A 14,241-nucleotide genomic window follows, 5' to 3' on the forward strand; every position below is an offset into this window, starting at 1 on the left:
AATTCCCAACCATCGGATGTTTGCTGTCCGCGAAATGACCCGATTCATCGGGATCGAGTGTCCATCGTTCAGGGCGTCCGCCACACGCATAGACCGCATCACAACACTAGCACAGCTTTGCTGTGTTCGGCCCGCGCTCTCCTTCGCGATCCCTTCAGTATCCGATTTCCGAAAAAGATATCCAGATCACGCAATCGAGTCGCGGATCGTGCTAGCCACAATCCGAATGCCTCCATCCGGAATGCGATGCCGTCCATGGACTCATAGCCCATTTGGCCTAAATGCTTTCGACCTACTCAAACGGGTTATGAAGGCATGCTTACAAGGATAACTTGCGTATTCGCGCTCACGGTTCTTTCGTCCATACCTGCGTTGGCCGATAGCTGCGCAGATCACGTCCAGAGCACCGGCGTTCCGATGGTAACGGGCATGACGCACAAGACCTGGATGACCTTCCCGTCGGTCAATCCCGGTGCTGCCCTCGACAAGGTGTCGCGCGCCGTTCTGGCCGAGGGCTTTGTCGGTGTGAACGTCGACAAGAAGCTTGGCACCGTGACCACGCAGCAGGAGACCACCGGATCCGGCCGGCCACAGACGTTGCAAGTCGTCGTCCGCAAGGACGGAAAAGGCAGCCGCGTCGATGCGACGTTCATCTTGCCTCCCGGACAATTGGCTCCAGGTGTCGGCGATAACCTCTGCCGTGTCGTGAATGCGGTCGGTCAATGAACTCCGCCCATCTGTGAATCCACGCTGACGCGCGAAGTGTAACCGGCCGCGCGTGTTCGGGTGTCGTCCGGTCCGACCAGGCGAGCCCACAATCCATACTTGGAGAATCGGGACGCAGGCGCCGGCCTGCATCCCACAGAAATGAAGCAGGAGAGACGATGCGTAGCGCTCACATTCTGAAAGTCGTTTTGATGGCCGCCACCGGTGCGGTGGTGTTTTCCGTCTCCGCGATTTCGGCTCCGTTACAGCACGGTGCCGGCGTTGCGGCCGCGGTGCCGGCAGTGACGGAGAAGGTCTGGTGCCGTTACGGGTCTTGCTATGACAATGGCGGGGGCGCTGCCGTCGGCGGACTGGTCGGTGGCCTGATCGGGGGCGTCATTGCGGCCGGTGCGGCCAACGCCGCCGCGCAGCAGGAAGCTGCCACCGCCCAGCAGCACGCGACGTCTTGCGCCCAGCGCTATCGCTCGTACGATCCGGCGTCGAATACGTTCCAGGCAAAGGACGGCCGGCGCTATCCCTGCCAGTGAGCAGGTGAGATGCAAGCCGCGACTGCGGCCGGCTTGCGGGCACCGGAGCAGCGAAGTGAACCCGCCGCTCCGGACACGCCCCTCGGCGACGAGCTGAGCACGAATGGGATGGCAGAGCTCCGGCCGGTGAGCAGGAGCAGGCGTTCGACGCCCCAGGAGCCGCAGCGGCGCCTCTGCCGGCGAGTTGAATATGGCTAAAGTGGCCGAATCGGCTCCCGCTCTGTGTCTCGAGGCTCAGATCGAGGGGACTTCATCGGAAATCGCAGGGTGCGCCGCCCATGGCGGCTTCTGACGCGATTGTTTTCCATGTTATCACCTGATCCGTCGAAACTGCGTTCGTGCATGACCTGCCCGAACCCACGAGCCCGGATCCTGATGATGCTGTCGCTGCCCAAGACCAAAATACGCGTGCTACTGCTGGAGGGCGTGAATGATTCCGCAGTCCGGATGTTCGAGGCCAACGGCTATACCGAGTTGCAACGCCTGCCCAAGGCGCTGGGGTCCAAAGAGCTCAAGCAAGCGCTGTCGGGCATCCACATGCTGGGAATTCGGTCGCGGACCCAGTTGACCGCGGAAATCCTCGAAGCCGCCGACCGATTGCTCGTTGTCGGCTGCTTTTCGGTCGGCACCAATCAGGTGGATCTCGACGCCGCGCGAAAGCTCGGAATACCCGTATTCAACGCGCCATACTCCAACACCCGCAGCGTGGCGGAGCTGACCATCGCCGAGATCGTCATGCTGTTCCGCCGGATCTTTCCGCGTTCGGTTTCCGCACATGCCGGCGGCTGGGATAAGTCCGCCGAAGGCAGCCGTGAGGTGCGCGGCAAGACGCTGGGCATCGTCGGCTACGGCAACATCGGCTCGCAGCTGTCGAACCTTGCCGAAGCCATGGGTATGCGCGTGGTCTATTTTGATCAGACCGACAAGCTCCGGCACGGCAATACCGAGCCCGCTGAATCGCTTGACGCGTTGCTCGCAGCGAGCGACGTCGTATCGCTGCATGTGCCGGAGACGCCGACCACCGCCAACATGATTGGCGCAGCTCAGCTCCGGCTGATGAAGCCCGAGGCCTATCTGATCAACAACTCGCGCGGCACCGTGGTCGATCTCGATGCGCTGGCGAGCGCCCTGCGTGAGGGCCGGCTGGCGGGTGCCGCAGTCGACGTGTTTCCGGTTGAGCCGGTGTCGAACGAGGCGCGCTTTGTCTCGCCGCTGCAGGGCCTCTCCAATGTCATCCTCACGCCGCATGTCGGCGGTTCGACGGAAGAAGCGCAGGACCGGATCGGCGGCGAAGTTGCGCGCAAGCTGATCGATTATTCCGATGTCGGGTCGACCTTCGGGGCGGTGAATTTTCCGCAGGTGCAATTGCCGGCGCGACCGACCGGCACCCGTTTCATCCATGTTCACCGCAACGTTCCGGGCGTCATGCGTCAGGTCAACGACGCGGTGTCCCGGCACGGGATCAACATCCTGGCGCAATATCTGCAGACCGATCCGGAAGTCGGCTATGTCGTGCTCGAGACCGACGTTGTCGGCGGCGAGGGCGAGGGACTGCTGGCCGACTTGAAAGACATTGACGGCACGATCCGCGTGCGGGTGCTGTATGACGCGAACCGGCCGCAGGGGTGATCGATCTCGTCAATCCGCCGAGAAGCCGAACGGGACGCTCGAGGTTCTGAAATCGTCGGGAAGAATCTCGCGTCCGATCGGAGGCGCCGACCGCGCCGCGCACCGCGGGCGATGGCAGACCCGGCAGGCGACGCCGATCGGGGTCGGCTCATCCGCGTTCGGCCCCTGTCCGTCGCGCGTGTAGATCAGCTGGCTCGCATGCTCGGCGGCGCAGCCGATCGCGATCGCCCGCTCGACGCGGATGGCGCCGAACGCGCCGCCGCCGGCGGTCACGGTGCGGGCGATCGAGAAGAACCGCTGGCCGTCGGGCAATTCCAGCCACTGCGTGACGATCTGGCGCGGCGTCTTGAAGATATCGTGGACCGACCATAGTGGACAGGCGCCGCCGTGCTTCGCAAACGGGAAGCCGGCACCATCGAGCAGCTTGGAAATGTTGCCGGCCGGATCGACGCGGATCAGGAAGAATGGCACCTTCTCGAGACCCGGCCGCTGCAGGGTCGTGACGCGGTGCGCGGTCTGCTCGAAGCTGGTGCCGAACTGGCGCGCCAGCGCCTCCAGATCGTAACGGCGCGTCTCGACCGCTTTGGCAAACACGGAATACGGCATGATGAGCGCGGCCGCGGCATAGGCCGCGAGTGCGCGGCGGGCCAGCAACTCGGCGCTCTTGCTGGTGAACTTGCCGTCTTCCACCGCCGCGCCGATCTCGCCTTCCAGTTCCAGATAGGCGAGTTGCTTGGCCAGCTGGAAATTGAGGCCTGCGGTATCGAGCGAGTCCTCGAGCAGCAATTGCCTGCGATGGAGGTCCAGTCGCCTGACCGAGCCGAGCATGACGTTAGGCGGCAGATATCGGACCTGGAGCTTGTGGCGCTCGCGAAGCCGCTCGATAAATCCGGCTGGTCCGGCCGGTTCATGGACGAGCCGCTCGGCGGCATCGTCGAGGTTGGCGAAATTGTTGCGGCGTGCGGCGAGAAATCGCCTGACTTCCGCGACGGGATCGTTGGCGTCAAAGTTCTCCTGCCCCGGGTGCGACCCGCCACCCACCAGGTCCGGCGCCCGTCGCTCGGCCAGCGCCAGCTGCTCTTCGCGATAGGCGGTATAGAGGCGCAGGAACGCTTCGGTCATTCCGGGATAGCTGACCGCGAGGTCGCTGACCTCGAGCGCGGGGATGTCGATGTCGGCAAACATCGGCTCCTTCAAAACCGACTGCATGCGCGCGGTGTGATCGGCGCCGCCGTCGCCGGCGAGATCGGCCAGATCGATCTTGTAGGTCCGGGCAAGGCGAAGCAGCATATCCGCCGTCACCGGCCGTTGATTGCGTTCCAGCAGCGCGACATAGGGGGCGGAGATTTCGAGATCGGCCGCCATGTCGGCCTGGGTCAGCCCGAGATCACGCCGCAGCCGCCGCAGCCGCGGGCCCATGAAAACGGAACGGGCGCTTGAGGTTACCATCGCCTAATCCATCAATTGTAAGATTCTTACAACAATACATCGGTATCTTGTAAGTTATGACAAGTTTTCCGCGCCAGGTCTAGCTCCCGGCGAGGCTGGCCTTACAAAGAGACCAGTTATTTCGTCACCGAAGGGATCACGGACATGAACTTCCAACCGCGCGGGATCAGCATCCAGGGGCCGGCTTCGTATCAGAGCGAGCTTGAGGCGGCCGAAGCGCTGCTCAAGACCAAGGACACCTGGAACGGCGTCACCGCCGAGGCCGTGGCGCGCATGCGCCTGCAGAACCGCTTCAAGACCGGTCTGGATGTCGCCCGCTACACGGCTGCGCTGATGCGCGCCGACATGGCCGCCTATGACGCCGACAGCACCAAGTACACCCAGTCGCTCGGCTGCTGGCACGGCTTCATCGCCCAGCAGAAGCTGATCTCGGTCAAGAAGCACTTCGGCACGACCGACCGCCGTTACCTCTATCTGTCCGGCTGGATGATCGCTGCGCTGCGCTCCGAGTTCGGACCGCTGCCCGACCAGTCGATGCACGAGAAGACCTCGGTGCCGGCGCTGATCGAAGAGCTCTACACCTTCCTGCGCCAGGCGGATTCGCGTGAGCTCAACGACATCTTCCGCGCGCTCGACGCGGCGCGCAAGGAAGGCGACAAGGCCAAGGAAAAGGCGCTGATCGAGAAGATCGACAACTTCCAGACCCACGTCGTGCCCGTTATCGCCGACATCGACGCCGGCTTCGGCAATGCCGAGGCGACCTACCTGCTCGCCAAGAAGATGATCGAGGCGGGTGCCTGCGCCCTGCAGATCGAGAATCAGGTCTCCGACGAGAAGCAGTGCGGCCACCAGGACGGCAAGGTCACCGTGCCGCACGAGGTGTTCATCGCGAAGATCCGCGCTTGCCGCCATGCATTCCTCGAGCTCGGCGTCGAAGACGGCATCATCGTGACCCGTACCGACTCGCTCGGTGCCGGCCTGACGCAGCAGATCGCCGTGAGCCACAAGCCCGGCGACCTCGGCGACCAGTACAACAGCTTCCTCGACTGCGAGGAGGTGACGGCGGCCAATGCGCGCAACGGCGACGTCATCCTCAACCAGAACGGCAAGATGATGCGTCCGAAGCGTCTGCCCAGCAATCTCTACCAGTTCCGTCCCGGCACCGGTGCGGATCGCTGCGTGCTCGACTGCATCACCTCGCTGCAGAACGGCGCCGACCTGCTGTGGATCGAGACCGAGAAGCCGCATATCGAGCAGATCGCCTCGATGGTCGATCGCATCCGCAAGGTCATTCCGAACGCGAAGCTGGCCTACAACAACTCGCCGTCGTTCAACTGGACGCTCAACTTCCGTTGGCAGGTCTACGACGCGATGAAGGAAGCCGGCCAGGATGTCAGCAAGTACAACCGCGCCGAACTGATGAAGGTGGAATACGACGGCACGCCGCTGGCGATCGAAGCCGACGAGCGTATCCGTACCTTTCAGGCGGATTCGGCCAAGCGCGCCGGCATCTTCCACCACCTGATCACGCTGCCGACCTATCACACGGCTGCGCTGTCGACCGACAATCTCGCGAAGGAGTATTTCGGCGACCAGGGCATGCTCGGCTACGTCAAGAACGTGCAGCGTGCGGAGATCCGTCAGGGCATCGCCTGTGCGAAGCATCAGAACATGGCGGGATCCGACATCGGCGACGATCACAAGGAGTACTTCGCCGGTGAGGCCGCCCTCAAGGCGGGCGGCGTCCACAACACGATGAACCAGTTCGGCTGATCGATCGAACAGGTCATCTAGACATCGGCTGGACAGGCGGGATTGCGCGGCAGTCTCGCCTGTCTGCTCGTTTGGCGGGGCGATTTCGACCACGGTGGCGCGGTCGAATTCGCCCCGTAGCGTTTGCAAGACCGTTCCCGTCAGGCTTCGCCTGGCTTGTCGAGGTTCCCTCATTCCACGCGAGCGTGCTATTGCATCGCTGCGATCTCGAGGGCACGCCACGCGATGACTGTCGGGCACTATGCATCCGCCGTCACCAGCTCCGCCGTGATGGAGCTGCTCAAGCCGTTCGATTCCCGCATCGTGGGAACGCTGCCACTCGGCATTGCCGTGCCGGGCAGCGACATCGATATCGTTTGTCATGCGCCCGATCCGAACGCTTTCGCGGACATCGTTTGGACCCACTACCAATCGGCCGATGATTTCGTGCTCTACCGATGGGCCACGGGAACGCGGCCGGCCATTGCCCGCTTTGTGTGGGATGGCTGGCCGTTCGAACTGTTCGGTGACCTGCGTCCAGTCGACCAGCAGCAGGGCTGGATCCATTTCGAGGTCGAGCGGCGGCTGCTCGCGCTTGATGCCGGACGGCTGCGGCGAGCCGTCGGCAAGTTGCGGGCAGATGGCCTCAAGACCGAGCCTGCGTTCGCTGCCGTGCTCGGGATACCGGGCGATCCCTATCGCGGGTTGCTCGAACTCGCGGCCGAAACGGACGCCGCGTTGCGCGCCCGGCTCGCGGCGTGCGGCCTCGGCTGATCGCGCGGTTCATTCACCCGGAACGAGCTGGCCCATCGGCGGTCGCGCGAGGCGCCGGTGCCTGCGACGGGACAGATAGAGCAGCAGACCGGTCACGGCGAACAGCGGCATCATGGCGGCGGCCAGCATGAAGGCGAGCTTGCCGGGCCATCCCAGGATGGCGCCGCGGTGGATGTCGAGCACGCCGGCAAGGACACGCTCGCCGAACGTCTTGTCCGCGTAGCGATCCGACGAGATGACGCGTCCGGTGATGGCATCGATACGGAATTCATCGCGCACGCTCTCGAGCGACGAATCTCGCGGCCAGGACCGCAAGCGCACCGCCGTGCCCGCGCCGGCCGGCAGGGTCAGCAGGACCCGTCCATATTCGTTGTTCTCCTGCTGCAGGAACATGGTCCAGACACGATCGAAGGCGAGCGGCTTTGCTTCGGCCTTCGCTTCGGTTTTAGCTTCGCCCTTGCCCGCGGCGGCCGCCGCGCCGCGTGTTGGCTTGGGCTGCATCGTCGCATCCGTGGCCTGAGGCCGCGCCAGGAGCCAGTTGGCGCCGGCCTTGTACCACTCGAACGAATACCACAGGCCGGTCAGGGTCATCACCAGATAGACCGGCAGCACCCAGGTGCCGATCACGGCGTGCAGCGAGCGGTGCAGGCCGCGCCCGCGCAGGCCCAGGTTTGGCTTCAGCCACATCTTCACGCTGCGCGCGCGATGCGGCCAGCGCAGCACGAGGCCGGTGATCAGCATCACGATCAGGCAGATCGCGGCTGACCCGGTGATCTTGCGTCCCATGCCATTGCCGTCCCCCGGCAGCAGCAGCCAGCGATGCAGCTTGCGGACGGTGGCGAAGAAGTCCTCGCCGCGCGGCGAGCCGAGCAAATGTCCGTCATAGGGATCGACGTAGACCGAGGACGGCCGCGCGCCGCCTTCGCTGCGGGCGAAGCGGATCCATACGGCCGCTGACGGGTCGCTCGCCATCGTCACGGCGGAGGCCCTGCCGAAGTCGCCGGCCGACTGCAGCCGTGCGACCAGTTCATCCGGTGTCAGCCGCCGCGTCGCACTGGCGTCGACGCGCATGATGTGGCTGTTCAGGCTGGCCTCGATCTCGTCTTCGAACGCCATCGTCGCGCCGGTGATGCCGACCACGGCCCACAGCAGCGCCAGCGCGAGGCCGGCGAGGGAGTGGACCTGCAGCAGCGCGGCCTTGATCGGGCGGCGGACATCATTCATCGAATCCGGCCTTTCGGATCAGCGCGATTGCGGCCGCTTGATGCGCGGCGATCTCATCGATGGGGAGAGCATCGGCAGCGAACGATCCGATTCCCTCCACGATCGGCGCCCGCTTTGCGGTCGCAAGCACGGGGTATTCCAGCTCGGCGGTGGAGAAGATCGTCTGGGCCTCGGGTGTGACGAGGAATTCGAGGAAGGCGCGTGCCGCAGCCGGATGCGGTGCGTGCCGGGCAATCGCTGCGCCGGTCAGGTTGACGTGACTGCCGCCACCCGCGAACGCAGTCGGCACCGCCTTCACGGCGTCCGCCCATGCGCGCCAGTCATTGCCTTCGCGGCCGTCGCGGAGCTGGGCGAGCGCGACCGTGTTGCCGATCCCGATGTCGCAGCGTCCTTCCGCGATCTCGCGGATCACGTCGTTGTCCTTGCCGTTCGGCTTGTGGACGAGATTGGCCTTCAGCCCGGCGAGCCAGCTCTCCGTCGCATCTGTTCCGTGATGCGCAAGATAGGCCGCGACCAGCGCGACGTTGTTCTGGTGCGCGGCTGGCCGCATGCACAGTTTGGCACGCCATTTGGGATCGGCGAGCTCTTCATAGGTGATCGCCGCGAGCGGGTTGTCCTTGCTTGCGAACACCACACGCGGACGGATTGCGAGCGCGATCCACTGGCCGTCGCCGCCGCGCAGGTTCGCGGGCACCGCCTGGACAAGCGCTGGTGATGCCAGCACCTGCGTCAGCCCGCGCGCAGCAAGCTTGGTCGTCTTGTCGAGACCGATGGTGAGCAGGACATCCGCGGGCGAATTGTCGCCTTCCGCTGTCAGTCGCTTGACCAGGCTGTCCTCGACAAAGACGGTGTTGACCTTGGTGCCGGTCGTTGCCGTGAAGGCCGCGACGACAGGCTCGACCAGATTGGCTTCGCGGGTCGAATAAAGCGTGAGCTCATCGGCGTGGGCGGTGACGCAGGCGAAGGCGGACGTCGCCAGGGCGGCCAGCAGTCCGATCGCTGTCCGTGCCGTGGCCATGCTAGAATTTCACCGTCGCCGAAAGCGAGAAGCGCCGCGCGTCGCCCATCGCCACGGCCAGATTGCTGACGGCCGAGGGATAGTAGACGGTATCGAACAGGTTCTTGACGTTGAACTGATAGACCACCGGGAACGTCTGGACCTTGGTCTCGTAGGTCGCAAAGACATCAGCGACGGTGTAGGCCGGTAGCACGAAGCTGTTCGTGGCGTCGCCGGGCCGGTCGCCGACATAGCGGGCGCCGCCGCCGAGACGCAGCCGGCCGGGCAGGGTGGTGCCGAAATCATAGACCAGATAGAGCGAAGCGGTGTTGAGCGCGACGTTCTGCAGCGCGTTGCCGGCGAGCGTCGGATCCTCGGTGACGCGCGCATCGGTATAGCCATAGCTGCCGATCATGCTCCAATTGTCGGTCAGCCTGCCGGTGACATCGAGTTCGACGCCGCGCGAGCGGACCTTGCCGGCGGTGCGGTACTCGACAATGCTGGTCGCAGGGTTGAGCTGCGAGACCAGCACGTTCTTCTTGTCGATGTCGTAAAGCGCAAGCGTGCCGGAGATCCGCTTGTTGAAGTCGAACTTGACGCCGGTCTCCCACTGGGTGCCCTCTTCCGGGGCGATGTTGGAGCCGATAACGACGCCGCCGGTGAGCGGCGCGATGGTCGAGGTCGGCTTCAGCGACTGGGTGTAGCTCGCATACAGCGAGACCTCGTCGGTAAGCTTGAGGATCGCGCCGCCGAGCGGCAGTGCCTTGTCCCCCGAGACGTTGGTGTTGGTGATGAAGGGCCGTCCCTTGCCCGCGATCTGGTCATATTCCATGTAGCGCACGCCGCCGACCAGCGCGAAGCGCTCGGTCAGATGCAGCGTGTCCTGGAAGAACAGCGACCACTGGCCAAGCTTGTCGGTCTGGGCGCTGTCGACGGCGGACACCGTGGTGCCCGGCGTGATCAGCCCATAGACCGGATTATAGAAGTTGAAGCTCGGCGTCGCCTGCCGGATCAGATTGTCGCGGTAGATCGTACGGTACTGGCCGTCGCCGCCGAACAGGACTTCGTTGCGGATGTTGCCGATCCAGACATTGCCCTGCAGATAGGAGGTGCCGTAGCTCGCATTGCTGAGCGAGCCCTGCGTGCCGTCATTGCTGCGGGTCTCGATGCCGGTCTTGGTGTTGATGCCGGTGATGCGGAGCTGGTTGGCGCTGAATGTCTCGGTGTTGTAGCTGTAGGCCGCGAACAGCTTCCAGTCCTGGTTCAGCCGGTGCTCGACCGAGGCCTGCATCAGGTCGGAGGTGCCCCACACGTTGTTGAACGGCTCGTCGAGCCGTCGCGTCGCCGGGATCGCCAGCGGCGCCTTGGTCACGGGATCGAACGCCGTGCCGCGGTCGAACGGCGTGATGAACTCGCGGTGCTCATAGTTGAGCTGGACGGTGGTGTTCTCGCCGTACCAGGCCAGCGACGGCGCGACCAGCATCTCGCGGTGGCGTCCGAAATTGCGCCAATAGTCCTCACTCACGCCATAGCCGATGAAGCGATAGGCGAGGCCGCCATTGCCGATCGGGCCAGTGATGTCGACGGTGCCGTCGGCGCCGGTCCTTGAGTTGGCGAAGGTCGAGCCGAGCAGGGTGACCGAGCCATGTTGATAGAGTTCGGGGCGCTTGCTGATCGTGTTGACGATGCCGCCGGGATCCATGATGCCGTAGAGCAGCGACGCCGGGCCTTTCAGCACTTCGACGCTCTCCACCGCAGCGTCGAGGCTCCGGCCCTGCACCAGAGGCATGCCGTTGCGCATGATCGAGCCGTCGCGGTTGTCGCCGAAGCCGCGGCGCATCACCGCGTCCTGGGTGCCGGCCAGCGTGTTGCCCTGGGTGACGCCGCTGACATTGGCGAGCGCGTCGTCGAGATTGCGCGGCAGTTGATCCTTCAGCACCTGCTCCGGCACGACGTTGACGGTCTGCGAGGTGTCGAGCGGCGAGGCGCCGGTGCGCAAGGTGGTCGAGCTCGGCATCGCGCGATAGTGCAGCTTGGCTTCGTTCAACTCGGCGGCGGCAGCTGCCGCGCGCTCCGATGGTGTCGGGGGCGTCGGCTGGGCATTCCGGCTGCGCTGCCGTGCCGCGGCGGCCGACTGCGTTCGCTGTGCCGACCGCGCCGAACTGGCTGCGGGCTTGCGCTTCTGTGTCGGTTGCTCGACCGTGACCGGCGGCAAGGGGACGCTCGATTGGGCGCTTGCCGGCGTCACCGCCGAGGAGAGGTCGGCGAGCAGGAATGCTGCGCCGATCAGCAGGTGGGTGCGGCCCTTGTCGGCGGCATTTCGACGGTCGCCGACAACCCGGCGATCAGCATTCACAGGCACTCTTGCACTTCCGATTCACGCAAACTTATTCACGCCGCGCCTCTAGCAGTCGGCGCGCGCGAAAAGAACCGGAGCAGACTTGAATCCCTCTAACCGGATAGGATTTGAATCGTTCTAAGACAATGCAGGGCCCGCGCGCGTGCGCGAGCCCTGCATCTCATGACTTGATTTCACGTTAGCGCGTCAAATGGTCGCGCGATCCTGGCCTGAGGTGAGCGGTCGTTGTCCTGTCACGCCTCAGGCGTAGGTTAGCTCGTGTGGCGCGCGATGCGCGTCACGACATCGCCAGGCTGACGGGCGCCGAGCCGACCATTCCCGTGCTCACGCCGTCGCGTGCCATCGATTCGATTGCGCTCCAGTTCTCGCGGAAGATTCGCGCTGCCTCGTTGGCACTTTCCGCCTGGATCGTCAGACTGCACGCGCGTCTTGCGCCATTGCTGGCAAGCTGGAAGTAGAGAACATATCCAGACGGTTCCGCGCTCCGTGCGCCCGACGATGCCTGCTGCATGTAGGTTTTCCCCAATCGTGTTTTTGTTGCGCCACCCGCAGGCAGGATTGGACCGAGATGCGGCACAGTCGTGGTTCAAAACGCGCAATTTGCACGATTGCGCATTTTGTCTGGCGGTGTTGCCGGGATTCAACAGGTCATGGAACCGGTGATGAAGAGCGGCTGCAACTCAGCCGCGATCACGACGCCGTCTCAAAAGTTGCAGCGTGACGTACGCATCGCCATCCGGATGCACCATCAGGGTTTCCTGGATCGAGGTCGCGAGCATCGACCCATCGCGGTCATGGATGCGGGCGATCGACAGCCCGCGGCCGCCATCGGCGCATGGGCTCTCGGTCTCGACATGCATCCAGGCGTCGGGCGAGAATGCACGATGAAACCAGATGCAATGGTTGAGGCTTGACAGATAGAGCGGCGCGCGTGACTGCAGCTCGCGGAGATGGCCGCCGACGCTGGAGAAGTTGAGCCACCAATCCGAGAGATAGGCGAACACCGCGGCCTGGGCGCGGGAACCGGCGGCGAGTGGCTGCCGGCATCTGATCCAGAAGCGCAGGCGCGGCTCTGCCGTCGCGGCCGAGAGCTGACGTTCGATCTCGGGGATGCGGAAATCCATGCTGGGCTTGATCTGCGGCGAATAAGGACCGAGCGGCCGCAACTGCGCCATCAGCTCGTCGGGGATCATGGTCAGATCGGGCAGGCTTTCCGGATCCTCCGATCGCGCAAACGGCACCGCGTGCCGCGGACCCGGCTGCGGCGCGCAGAACGTGGCCTGCGCGCTCACGACGGTACGCCCGTCACCCTGGCTGCCGACGACATAACGCGAGGAGAACCGCTTGCCATCCTGCAAGACCTTCGTGTCAAAGGTGATGCGCCGGCTGGGATCGGCACCGCGCAGGAACAACAGTTGCAGCATCGCGGCCGGGCGATCCTCGGGTGCGCTGAGCGTTGCGGCCATCATGGCCTGGCCAAGGATCTGGCCGCCATAGGATCGGCCATTGAGATTGCCGTCGCCGAAGCGGCTACGATAGCGCAGCGGTGCGATGGTCTCGAGCGAGACCAGCGCCTCGGCCGCCTTGTTGTCCCACGGATCGCACGCGGCTTCATTACCCTCCGCGACGTGCCTGCCTTGCCCGTCCATCACATCGCCGGAAATTTCTGCGGTCCCGGATAGAGCGGATAGCCGGCGGCGACGCCATATTCGCTGATGCCGAACCCGGTCTCGTTGCCGCTTTCGAGCCGGACGACATGGTCCGACAGCGTGCGCGCGACGGCGCGCGTTGCCGCGTCGTCGAGGTTCCAGATGTCGTGCGCGGCGTGGTTCTCGCCGCGGTCGTCGCCATGGGTCCAGCCTTGCAGGCCGCCATACATGCCGGCCTTCAGATAAAACCGGATCGGCAACCCACGCATTCTGACATGGCGCGGTTCGCCGCGCTCGAAGACGAAGGTGAAGTCGGCCACCGCGATAGTCTGGCCGAGCGGATCGGCGGCCCATTCGATCTTGTGCTCGACCGAGGTCACCTCGCGATGCGAAACCGATCCGTCGGCTTCGCGGCGGAACTCGGTGCCCGAGAGGTAATGCGGTTTGCCCGGCGTGCGCTCCTTGATGAAGATGGACAGCGCCGACTGCGGAAACTGGAACATCGACCAGGTCCAGAAGAAATTGCGATGGGTCGCGACCGGCGGCCTGGTCTCGTCGGTGCGCATCTCCGAGCGCAGGCCCCAGGAGCGGTCGCGCTGTCCCCACCATAGTTCCGGCTCGATGTCATAGCGCTTGCCATCGGCGACGATCCAGCCGCGCCAACGGCCGAATTGCGAGACGCGCGCGAGGTCCTCCTCGACGACGCCGTTGCGCTCGCGAAAATTCTGCTTCTCCTGCGCCGCCGGAAAGCTCGCCTTGAATTCGAGCTCAAAGCTGATGCCGGACGGATTGTCGGCGAGCGAGACCCTGTGCAGGCTGTTGCCCTCGACGATCTCGATCCTGAGTCCGCCGACCTCCGTCTCGAGCGGACGGGTCCCGAGCCGGCGCGAGGCGCGGAAATTGTGCTGGCGGCGGCCGATGGTGATGCCGGCGAATCCGTCCATCACGTTGCGGTTCGGGTAATAGCCGAGCCCGATGTCGATCAGCAATTCGCTGCCATCGATCGGGTGCGCGGTGTACCAGTAGCGCTCGGTAAATCTAGGGTCTCCGCCGCCGGCCTTGGCAAACGGCTGCGGCGTCTGGTGGCCGATGAGATCGTCCTGGGCTGTCAGCATTGTTCTTGTCCTTTGTGTTTGAGCCGGTTCGGTCAGTCGG

At 64.5% G+C, this 14,241-nt stretch carries 12 protein-coding genes; 5 read left to right on the plus strand and 7 right to left on the minus strand.

Features of this window, described 5'->3' with window-relative positions; genetic code table 11:
• The first annotated feature begins 447 nt into the window (after nt 1-447).
• From JQ573_RS04160 to serA, 3 genes are all read left to right on the plus strand, one after another.
• On the plus strand, nt 448-726 hold the full coding sequence (locus JQ573_RS04160; protein WP_249131207.1) for a hypothetical protein: 279 nt from the start codon (nt 448-450) through the stop codon (nt 724-726).
• 158 nt (nt 727-884) lie between these two features.
• The gene (locus JQ573_RS04165; protein WP_212311600.1) at nt 885-1,253 is read left to right on the plus strand and encodes a BA14K family protein; all 369 of its coding nucleotides are present in this window, start codon (nt 885-887) and stop codon (nt 1,251-1,253) included.
• A 375-nt stretch (nt 1,254-1,628) separates the two neighbouring features.
• Nucleotides 1,629-2,882 (plus strand): phosphoglycerate dehydrogenase, encoded by a 1,254-nt coding sequence (gene serA, locus JQ573_RS04170; RefSeq protein ID WP_212311714.1) that lies wholly within the window; start codon nt 1,629-1,631, stop codon nt 2,880-2,882.
• A gap of 9 nt (nt 2,883-2,891) precedes the next feature.
• On the opposite strand, the gene JQ573_RS04175 is transcribed toward serA, so the two are convergent.
• Nucleotides 2,892-4,331 (minus strand): short-chain fatty acyl-CoA regulator family protein, encoded by a 1,440-nt coding sequence (locus JQ573_RS04175; protein ID WP_176533082.1) that lies wholly within the window; start codon nt 4,329-4,331, stop codon nt 2,892-2,894.
• A 144-nt stretch (nt 4,332-4,475) separates the two neighbouring features.
• Between JQ573_RS04175 and JQ573_RS04180 the strand changes: the two genes are divergently transcribed.
• Entirely contained in the window at nt 4,476-6,104 is a 1,629-nt protein-coding gene (locus JQ573_RS04180) for an isocitrate lyase (protein ID WP_092124626.1), read from the plus strand.
• 225 nt (nt 6,105-6,329) lie between these two features.
• Nucleotides 6,330-6,857 carry a DUF4269 domain-containing protein gene (locus tag JQ573_RS04185; RefSeq protein ID WP_212311599.1) on the plus strand — a complete coding sequence of 176 codons (528 nt, stop codon included), beginning with the start codon at nt 6,330-6,332 and terminating at the stop codon, nt 6,855-6,857.
• A 9-nt stretch (nt 6,858-6,866) separates the two neighbouring features.
• Here the strand turns inward: JQ573_RS04185 and JQ573_RS04190 are convergent, their stop codons facing one another.
• The 6 genes from JQ573_RS04190 to JQ573_RS04215 all read right to left on the minus strand — a co-directional run bounded on the left by JQ573_RS04190 (nt 6,867) and on the right by JQ573_RS04215 (nt 14,201).
• Nucleotides 6,867-8,081: a PepSY domain-containing protein gene (locus JQ573_RS04190; RefSeq protein ID WP_212311598.1), complete on the minus strand. Its 1,215-nt coding sequence runs from the start codon at nt 8,079-8,081 to the stop codon at nt 6,867-6,869.
• Nucleotides 8,074-9,099 carry an extracellular solute-binding protein gene (locus tag JQ573_RS04195; protein WP_212311597.1) on the minus strand — a complete coding sequence of 342 codons (1,026 nt, stop codon included), beginning with the start codon at nt 9,097-9,099 and terminating at the stop codon, nt 8,074-8,076. The genes JQ573_RS04190 and JQ573_RS04195 overlap by 8 nt, the downstream gene beginning before the upstream one ends.
• 1 nt (nt 9,100) lies before the next feature.
• On the minus strand, nt 9,101-11,434 hold the full coding sequence (locus JQ573_RS04200; protein WP_212311713.1) for a TonB-dependent siderophore receptor: 2,334 nt from the start codon (nt 11,432-11,434) through the stop codon (nt 9,101-9,103).
• Nucleotides 11,435-11,714: 280 nt separating this feature from the next.
• Nucleotides 11,715-11,948 carry a hypothetical protein gene (locus JQ573_RS04205; protein WP_212311596.1) on the minus strand — a complete coding sequence of 78 codons (234 nt, stop codon included), beginning with the start codon at nt 11,946-11,948 and terminating at the stop codon, nt 11,715-11,717.
• Nucleotides 11,949-12,117: 169 nt separating this feature from the next.
• On the minus strand, nt 12,118-13,086 hold the full coding sequence (locus JQ573_RS04210; RefSeq protein ID WP_212408682.1) for an acyl-CoA thioesterase II: 969 nt from the start codon (nt 13,084-13,086) through the stop codon (nt 12,118-12,120).
• The gene (locus JQ573_RS04215; protein ID WP_212311594.1) at nt 13,086-14,201 is read right to left on the minus strand and encodes a hypothetical protein; all 1,116 of its coding nucleotides are present in this window, start codon (nt 14,199-14,201) and stop codon (nt 13,086-13,088) included. The genes JQ573_RS04210 and JQ573_RS04215 overlap by 1 nt, the downstream gene beginning before the upstream one ends.
• Between the last annotated feature and the right edge of the window lie 40 nt (nt 14,202-14,241).

Source organism: Bradyrhizobium sp. AUGA SZCCT0105 (assembly GCF_018129565.1).
Taxonomy (GTDB): Bacteria; Pseudomonadota; Alphaproteobacteria; order Rhizobiales; family Xanthobacteraceae; genus Bradyrhizobium.

Coding starts and splice junctions, on each gene's coding strand:
- JQ573_RS04160 (WP_249131207.1), top strand. CDS start 448: ATGACCTTCCCGTCGGTCAATCCCGGTGCTGCCCTCGACAAGGTGTCG.
- JQ573_RS04165 (WP_212311600.1), top strand. CDS start 885: ATGCGTAGCGCTCACATTCTGAAAGTCGTTTTGATGGCCGCCACCGGT.
- serA (WP_212311714.1), top strand. CDS start 1,629: ATGATGCTGTCGCTGCCCAAGACCAAAATACGCGTGCTACTGCTGGAG.
- JQ573_RS04175 (WP_176533082.1), bottom strand. CDS start 4,331: ATGGTAACCTCAAGCGCCCGTTCCGTTTTCATGGGCCCGCGGCTGCGG.
- JQ573_RS04180 (WP_092124626.1), top strand. CDS start 4,476: ATGAACTTCCAACCGCGCGGGATCAGCATCCAGGGGCCGGCTTCGTAT.
- JQ573_RS04185 (WP_212311599.1), top strand. CDS start 6,330: ATGACTGTCGGGCACTATGCATCCGCCGTCACCAGCTCCGCCGTGATG.
- JQ573_RS04190 (WP_212311598.1), bottom strand. CDS start 8,081: ATGAATGATGTCCGCCGCCCGATCAAGGCCGCGCTGCTGCAGGTCCAC.
- JQ573_RS04195 (WP_212311597.1), bottom strand. CDS start 9,099: ATGGCCACGGCACGGACAGCGATCGGACTGCTGGCCGCCCTGGCGACG.
- JQ573_RS04205 (WP_212311596.1), bottom strand. CDS start 11,948: ATGCAGCAGGCATCGTCGGGCGCACGGAGCGCGGAACCGTCTGGATAT.
- JQ573_RS04210 (WP_212408682.1), bottom strand. CDS start 13,086: ATGGACGGGCAAGGCAGGCACGTCGCGGAGGGTAATGAAGCCGCGTGC.
- JQ573_RS04215 (WP_212311594.1), bottom strand. CDS start 14,201: ATGCTGACAGCCCAGGACGATCTCATCGGCCACCAGACGCCGCAGCCG.